A 6,629-nucleotide genomic window follows, 5' to 3' on the forward strand; every position below is an offset into this window, starting at 1 on the left:
TGCAGGTCACCGGTGAAGCTTTGAAAGGTCCGCACGGGTTCCTCGTCGCGGTCATTCGGCACGGCAACAACGTGAAATTGCGAGCCGACATCGATACCCGCTGCGTTGAGATTGATAGTGGAAAACCGCCTCTTTCGGCTACGTCTGTTCTTTGTCGATTGCCCCATGGCGAAACTCCCGTGGTCCGATTGATCCCGAGAGCAGGGACGGCGGAATCGATCACTTTCCTAACCGGGATCGCCCGAAGGCGTCACCACACGCAGATCCGCAACTGTCCCCAGGCCATGTTTTTTTACGGGGTCGATGCCACCAAAAAGCCAACGGCCTCTCCTCTTGGGCTACACCAATAGTCTAGGACCACGCGAGTTTGTTTTCCTACAGGTGCGGGGCGGCGGCCCGTGGAGGGTTTCAATGAACGAAAAGGCGTGCCGAGTGGCGTGATCGCCTTATCGAAATTCGGTCGCGGGCTCAATCGGTAAGCGGGGCGATGGCCGACTTACCCTGTCTCAGACCGCCGTGGAGCATCCGGAAGATCGTGGGTACGAGCACCAGGGTGACGAACATCGAGAAGCTCAGACCCCATACGATCACTACAGCCAGGGGCTGCAGCATCTCCGAACCCTCGCCGATACCCATGGCCAGGGGCGCCATCCCTGCGACGGTGGTCAGGGTCGTCATCAGGATGGGGCGTAGCCGCAGGTAGGCCGCGTGGGCGATGGCCCGGTTTAGCGACGCTCCCCGTTCCAGCTCGATCTCGATCTGCTCGACCAGCACGATCGCGTTGTTGACCACGATGCCGGCGAGCATGATCATCCCGAGCCACACCGGCATGGACAGGGGAAGGCCGTTGTACCAGAGACCCGAACTTACGCCGATCAAGGCGAAAGGGACGCTGGTGAGGATGACCAGTGGGTTGACCAGGGATTCGTATTGCACCGCCATGACGACGAACACCAGAAACAGGGCGAGAGCGAGCAGAAAGAAACCGAGCTGCTGTCCCTTTTTCAGCGTCTCAAGCGCGCCGTCGTCGTAAAGCGTGTAGCCGGGCGGGAGCGGGAGGTCGTCGAGCCGATCGCGGGCCTCGGCCATGATCGTATCCAGCGGCCGGTCCCCGGTCAGGTTGGCGGAGATCTCGGCGGCGCGGACCTGACGGTCCCTGAAGATCCTCGCCGGCGCAGGGACCAGGTCGATCCGGGCGACGTGACGGATACGCACGGGCTTGCCGTCGCGCAGCGCCACGACAACGTTGCCGAGGTCATCGATGTCGTCGATGCTGTCGGGCGGGAGTCTCAGACGAACGTCGATTTTTCGGTCGCCGTCGTAGAAGTCGGACACCACGATGCCGTCGAGCGCCACCCGTACGGCGCGTGAGATGTCGTCGATCGAGACCCCCAGGTCCGAGGCCCGGGCGCGATCGAGCACGATGTCCAGCTCCTCGACCGGTGTGTCGTAGGAGTGTCGCAGGTTGCGCAGTCCGGGAATGCCTTTCAGGCGTTCGACCGCGTCGTCGGCGAGTCGGGTCAGGGTTGCGAGGTCGGGGCCTGCGATCCGCAGGTTGAGGTCCTCCTCCCCGCTGCCGACACGAATGCCCCGGACCTGGTCCCGCACCCAGGTCCAGACATGAACCCCGGTCAGTTCCATGGGATCCACCACCGTTTCCATGAAGTGCTCGACCCACTGCCGCGTGCTGAGGGTGCGCTGCTCCGGCGGCACAAGCTGGACCGAAATCGTGGCGCGGTTGCCGGTGAACACCTCTATCCTGCCGTATACCCATCCCCCGGACTGCACGAACACGGTGTCCACCTCGGGCTGTTCGCGAAGCGCGGATTCCAGCCTTCTGACGATGGCGTCCGTCTCCTCCAGTTGCATACCGGCGTCACCCTTGACGCGTATCCTCACCTGCCCCTCGTCCACCGACGGCAGAAAGATCTTTTCGCTCTCGGAAACGAAGTGTATCGCCCAGGCGAGCGCCGGCAGCAGGATCAACGCCGGGAGCCAGGGTGCGCGCAGCAGCCCCAGGGTGATCCTTTCGTAGCGAAGCTGCAGCCAATGCGTGACACGTTCGGTGAGGCGGCGGACGGCGCCGTTACGTGTATCGCGTACCCTTGCCGCGAGGGTTGGGACCAGGGTCAGGGCGACGACCATCGAGGCGAAGATGGCGGCCGAAATCGTGAAGATCAGTTCCCGGAACAGCAGACCCATCAGGCCGCCGATGAACACGAAGGGGAGCACCGCGGCCAGGTTGGTCGTGGTGGAGGCGACGATCGGGCTGTTGACCTCCCTGGCCGCGGCGATCGCGTCGTCGAGCGATGCCTCGCCGGCGCGCTGGTGACGGTAGATGTTCTCCAGCATCACGATGGTGCTGTCGACCAGGATACCGATCCCCAGCGCCAGTCCACCGAGTGTCATGATGTTCAGCGAAAGCCCCGCCAGTTGCATCAGCAGGAACGTGACCAACAGGGCCAGCGGAATGGAGGTGCCGACGATCAGTGTGCGTTTGAGGTTGCCCAGAAAGAGATAGACGACGGTCATCGCGAGCAGTCCGCCCAGGCCCGCCGCGGACGCCGCATTGCGCAGGGCATGGCGAACGAACACCGATTGATCGTTGACGACGTGCACCTGGACATCCGAGGGGATGAGCCGGTTTTCGCGCATCCACGCCAGGTGTTGGGTGACATTGTCGACAACGGCGACGGTGTTGGCCTGCGGTTGTTTGCGGATCGTGACCTTCACCCCGGGACGGTCGTTCAGCCGGATCCGGAGTTGCTCTCTTGCCAGTCCGTCGTTGATGTGGGCGATGTCTCCCACGCTGAGGTCGGCGCGCGTACCGTCCTCGGCATCGCTGTCGGCCCCGCCTTCCAGCGGGATATGACGCAGATCCCCGGCCTGCTTGGCGCGTCCGACCACACGTGTGGACAACTCGCTGCGGGCCGTGAGGAGTTGACCGCCGGTGGCGTCACGGTTCTCGGCGGTCACCGCCTCGGCGATGTCGCCGAAGGTCAGCCCCGATGCCGAGAGGCGCTCCTGATCCACCTCGATATCGATCTCCCGGGCGGATCCGCCGCCCACTTCGGCGGCCGCGACACCGGGCAGGTTGACGAAGTTCCGGGCGAACAGGTAGTCGACCCACTCGTAGAGTTCGGTGGTATCGCGAAGCCCGGAACTGACGACCAGTTCCATGACCGGGGCCTGAGAGGGGTCGCGCTTGTAGATCGACGGCGGTTCGATATCCGTAGGCAATTGACGCTTCGCCCGGTCCAGTCTCGTGCTCGCGTCGCGAAGCGCCGCGTTGATGTCCGTGCCGTAGGGGAAAAACAGATCGACCGCGCTGCGTCCTTCTTGGGTAAAGGACTGCACGTCCACCGCGCCCTCGGTCACCGAAAGCTGTTCCTCCACCTGACGGGTGACCTGGTCCTCCATGATCCGGGCGGACACCCCCGGGTTCATGACGCGCACGTGCACGGTGGGATAGATCAGGTCGGGAAGCAGGTCGACGTTCAGTTGCCAGAGCGAGAGCAGGCCTGGCGCGACGATCGCCGTCGCCAGCACACAGACCGCGACCGGGCGACGGACCGCCCAGCTCGCCAGGCCCCCGGTGCGGAACCGCCCGTTCACGAACCCGCTGCCGCTTCCCGCGGCCCCTGCATCGTGTGGGCATCGTTCTCCTGGACGACCTTGACCTTGCGGCCGTCACGCATCCTCAGGAGCCCGCGGACCACGACCCGGTCTCCCGGCTGGAGCCCGTCTTCCACCGTGATCAGCGATCCGTACTGATCTCCGGTGCGGATCGCGACGCGATGGGCCTTGTCGTCCTCACCGATCCGGTAGACGTAGGCCCCGTCGCCGTCCTTGCGCACGGCGCCGAACGGTACGGCCAGCGCATTCCGTGGCGGTGAGGTCAGCGTGACCCTGGCAAGCTGACCCGGTCTCGCGCCCGGTGGAGGGGGGGACAGTTCGACCTCGATGGTTCCCTGCAGTGCCTCGGGATCGATGACGGGAAAGACCCGCGAGATGCGGCCAGGGAATACCGTCTCGCCGAGGGCATCGATCTGCACCTCCACCGGATCGCCGGGTCGCAGTTTCGGGATCAGCAGCTCGGATACGCCGGTCGAAACCGAGATTTTCCCTGGATCGAACAGGGTGAGCAGCCGGGTGTGGCGAGGCACGACATCGCCGGGCTCGTTGAAGCGAGCGCTGATGACAGCGTTGAAAGGTGCCCTGATCTCAGCGCGGGAGAGCAGTGTGCGCTGCAGCGCCTCTTCGGCCCGGGCGAGCGCGACGGCGGTGTGGGCGCGCGCGACCTCGTCCTCGGAAGTTCCCTTGCGTTCGAACAGTCGTTCCTGACGTGTCAGGTCCGCTTCGGTTTGCCGTCTCTGGGCGCGGGCCTTGCTCAGCTCGGCGCGGATCAGTTCGTCGTCGAGGCTGACCACGATGTCGCCGGCCCTGACCTTGTCGCCCTCGCGATACGGCATCGACAGAATCTTGCCGTCGATCTCGCTGTAGATGTGGAACTCCCGATCGGCGATCAGCTTGCCGACGACCCGGCGCTGCCTGGTCAGGGATCTGTCGCGGGCGGTCGCCACTGCCACGGGTATGACGGGATCGGCACTGCGGTGCGATTCACCGGCCGGTTCCGATCGATGACAGGCATGGAGCGTCAGGAGCAGAAAGGCTGAAAGCAGGGCGTTGCGCATGGAAGGAGTTGATGGTGGACGCGTTCCGGTGCCCCGGCAAGGAGACATCCTCGCAGATTTTACTTGGACTCGGGGGATTTGACAGATTCTGGCGTGAGATATCCGTCCGTGACGGGACGGGGATCACAGAACGGTATCGGTGCGGCGTGGCGTTGGCGGCGATTGCGGTAGCCGACCTGCCTGTCGATTCGATTCGGAGGTGACCGCGTTAACCGCGATCTCGATGACATCACTGCCAACGACGGCCGTGTTACTCACGATGATCCAGAGACTCCCGATAACGATCGCAACCCTCAAAAAACTCCGCTGTGCTCTTGGGCATTGGAACACGGGCCCGGGTGATATAGGTGATCAGCGTTTTCGCCTCCTCGATCAAGCGGGAAGCGTCCTCGATCGCTCTTTTTTCCGAAACGGATGATGTGGGCAAAGGCTCCGGGATGGTGTTCAACAGGCGTTCGCCCGACACAACGAAGGAAGGCCAGACATCGAATATGGCGGGATCGGTTCGCAGGGTTTCGCATTTGCGCTTGGCTGCCTCGGCGAATTCTTTCATCGGTTGTCTGACTGCATTAAACAGGCGTGTGTGCGTCAGCGTGTTCACGATCTTGTCCGCGATTCGATCGATTGCCCGCATGGTTTGCGCGATCTTTATGTAGCGGCTCTCATAGAATGCCTCGACAGGAATCGAGAACGCCTTGAAGGGTTCTCCCCAAAGCTCGTCCAGACATTCAGCGCCGCTTCGATGCCGAACCGTCTTGCCGAATTCGAGCGCTTCGATGAGACATCCACCGCATTCACGCATCAAGGGGTTGTCTGGCCTTATTTCGACGCCGAGTTCCTGCAGTTCCACAAGCTTGGTGAAAATATCCGTGGCCCGGTTGAACAGTGCGCCGGCCAGCATCGTACCCTTGACCCGCTTTCTCTCGGGATGATTTTCCGCTTCATAGGCTCGCCTGACTTCCGCGAGGCGAGTCCCGGGAACATTGATTCCGTGCTCGACGTGGTTAAAGAGACGCCGCGTCAACGCGACGATGAGTTGTTTCTTGGCGGTCAGGCTGTCGCGGGGCGGGTCGTATCGCATGATCCAGTAACCGTCGTAGTAGATGCTGGGAACGCCTTCGATATCCCGCCGAGTTCCGTTCTCTACCGGTTCCGTCATGGCGATACACATTGCCCGGGTAATCGTTCGGATTCAATAGCCAGGGTGATTCATCATTGAATAGTAGCCCAGGATTCTCGGTACCAACCCTCTCGAATCGGGTTCGTTGACCGGCCACGGTATCGGCTGCCGTCCCTCAGCATCGGAGACGCGATTCGGACGCCAGCCATCGGAGCCTCCACCTCCAGGTAGCTACGGCCCTGGCGAGTGCGAGAACCGCCTCGAGAGACACTGGATCTTCGTATGAGGGCGTTTATGCTCGCACTAATCCGGGCACAAATACCATGTGGCTGATCGATCAGATCGCGGAACGGCACATCGCGCCGGCAATCGAGTGGGGTGAACTCGACGGCTTGCCCGGCGCCGGCGAACCCATCTCGCTGGATGACGACACGTGGGTCCCGGAGGAACTGCGGGCGGGGTACAGACTGCTAAGGCCTGTCTCTCCGGCGATTCTTCGCGGTAAGGCGATTGCCGGAAAATGGCATACCGGATTGCGCCGGATGTTCGTTCGTCATCAAGGCGCGACAACGTGGCCGCTCGCAGATCCACAAGGGGATTGTTCTTGAATACGAGGCGACAATAGGGGACAGTAGCGTCATTGACGGGTCGTTGCCGACCCTTGTTTTTCACTGAGGCGATTGCCGGAAAATGACATACCGGATTGCGCCGGATTTTCGTTCGTTATCAAGGCGCGACAACAGGCGCATCGTCGAACGATGTCACTGTTGTCGCAACACAGAGGACGGACGAAAAGACAAGCAGGATGGTATGTC

The 6,629-nt window shown here is 62.4% G+C and carries 5 protein-coding genes; 1 reads left to right on the forward strand and 4 read right to left on the reverse strand.

Features of this window, described 5'->3' with window-relative positions; all coding sequences use genetic code 11:
- The 4 genes from LJE91_07575 to LJE91_07590 all read right to left on the reverse strand — a co-directional run.
- Window positions 1–167 (reverse strand): IS110 family transposase (locus LJE91_07575; protein MCG6868577.1); only part of this gene is annotated, 167 nt, incomplete at its 3' end.
- Between the two features lie 301 nt (window positions 168–468).
- Window positions 469–3,615: an efflux RND transporter permease subunit gene (locus LJE91_07580; GenBank protein MCG6868578.1), complete on the reverse strand. Its 3,147-nt coding sequence runs from the start codon at window positions 3,613–3,615 to the stop codon at window positions 469–471.
- Window positions 3,612–4,694: an efflux RND transporter periplasmic adaptor subunit gene (locus LJE91_07585; protein MCG6868579.1), complete on the reverse strand. Its 1,083-nt coding sequence runs from the start codon at window positions 4,692–4,694 to the stop codon at window positions 3,612–3,614. The genes LJE91_07580 and LJE91_07585 overlap by 4 nt, the downstream gene beginning before the upstream one ends.
- A gap of 250 nt (window positions 4,695–4,944) precedes the next feature.
- On the reverse strand, window positions 4,945–5,853 hold the full coding sequence (locus LJE91_07590) for a hypothetical protein (GenBank protein MCG6868580.1): 909 nt from the start codon (window positions 5,851–5,853) through the stop codon (window positions 4,945–4,947).
- Window positions 5,854–6,137: 284 nt separating this feature from the next.
- On the opposite strand from LJE91_07590, the gene LJE91_07595 reads away from it, so the two are divergent.
- The gene (locus LJE91_07595) at window positions 6,138–6,422 is read left to right on the forward strand and encodes a DUF1992 domain-containing protein (GenBank protein MCG6868581.1); all 285 of its coding nucleotides are present in this window, start codon (window positions 6,138–6,140) and stop codon (window positions 6,420–6,422) included.
- Window positions 6,423–6,629 lie beyond the last annotated feature (207 nt).

Source organism: Gammaproteobacteria bacterium, from assembly GCA_022340215.1.
In the GTDB taxonomy this organism is placed as follows: Bacteria; Pseudomonadota; Gammaproteobacteria; order JAJDOJ01; family JAJDOJ01; genus JAJDOJ01.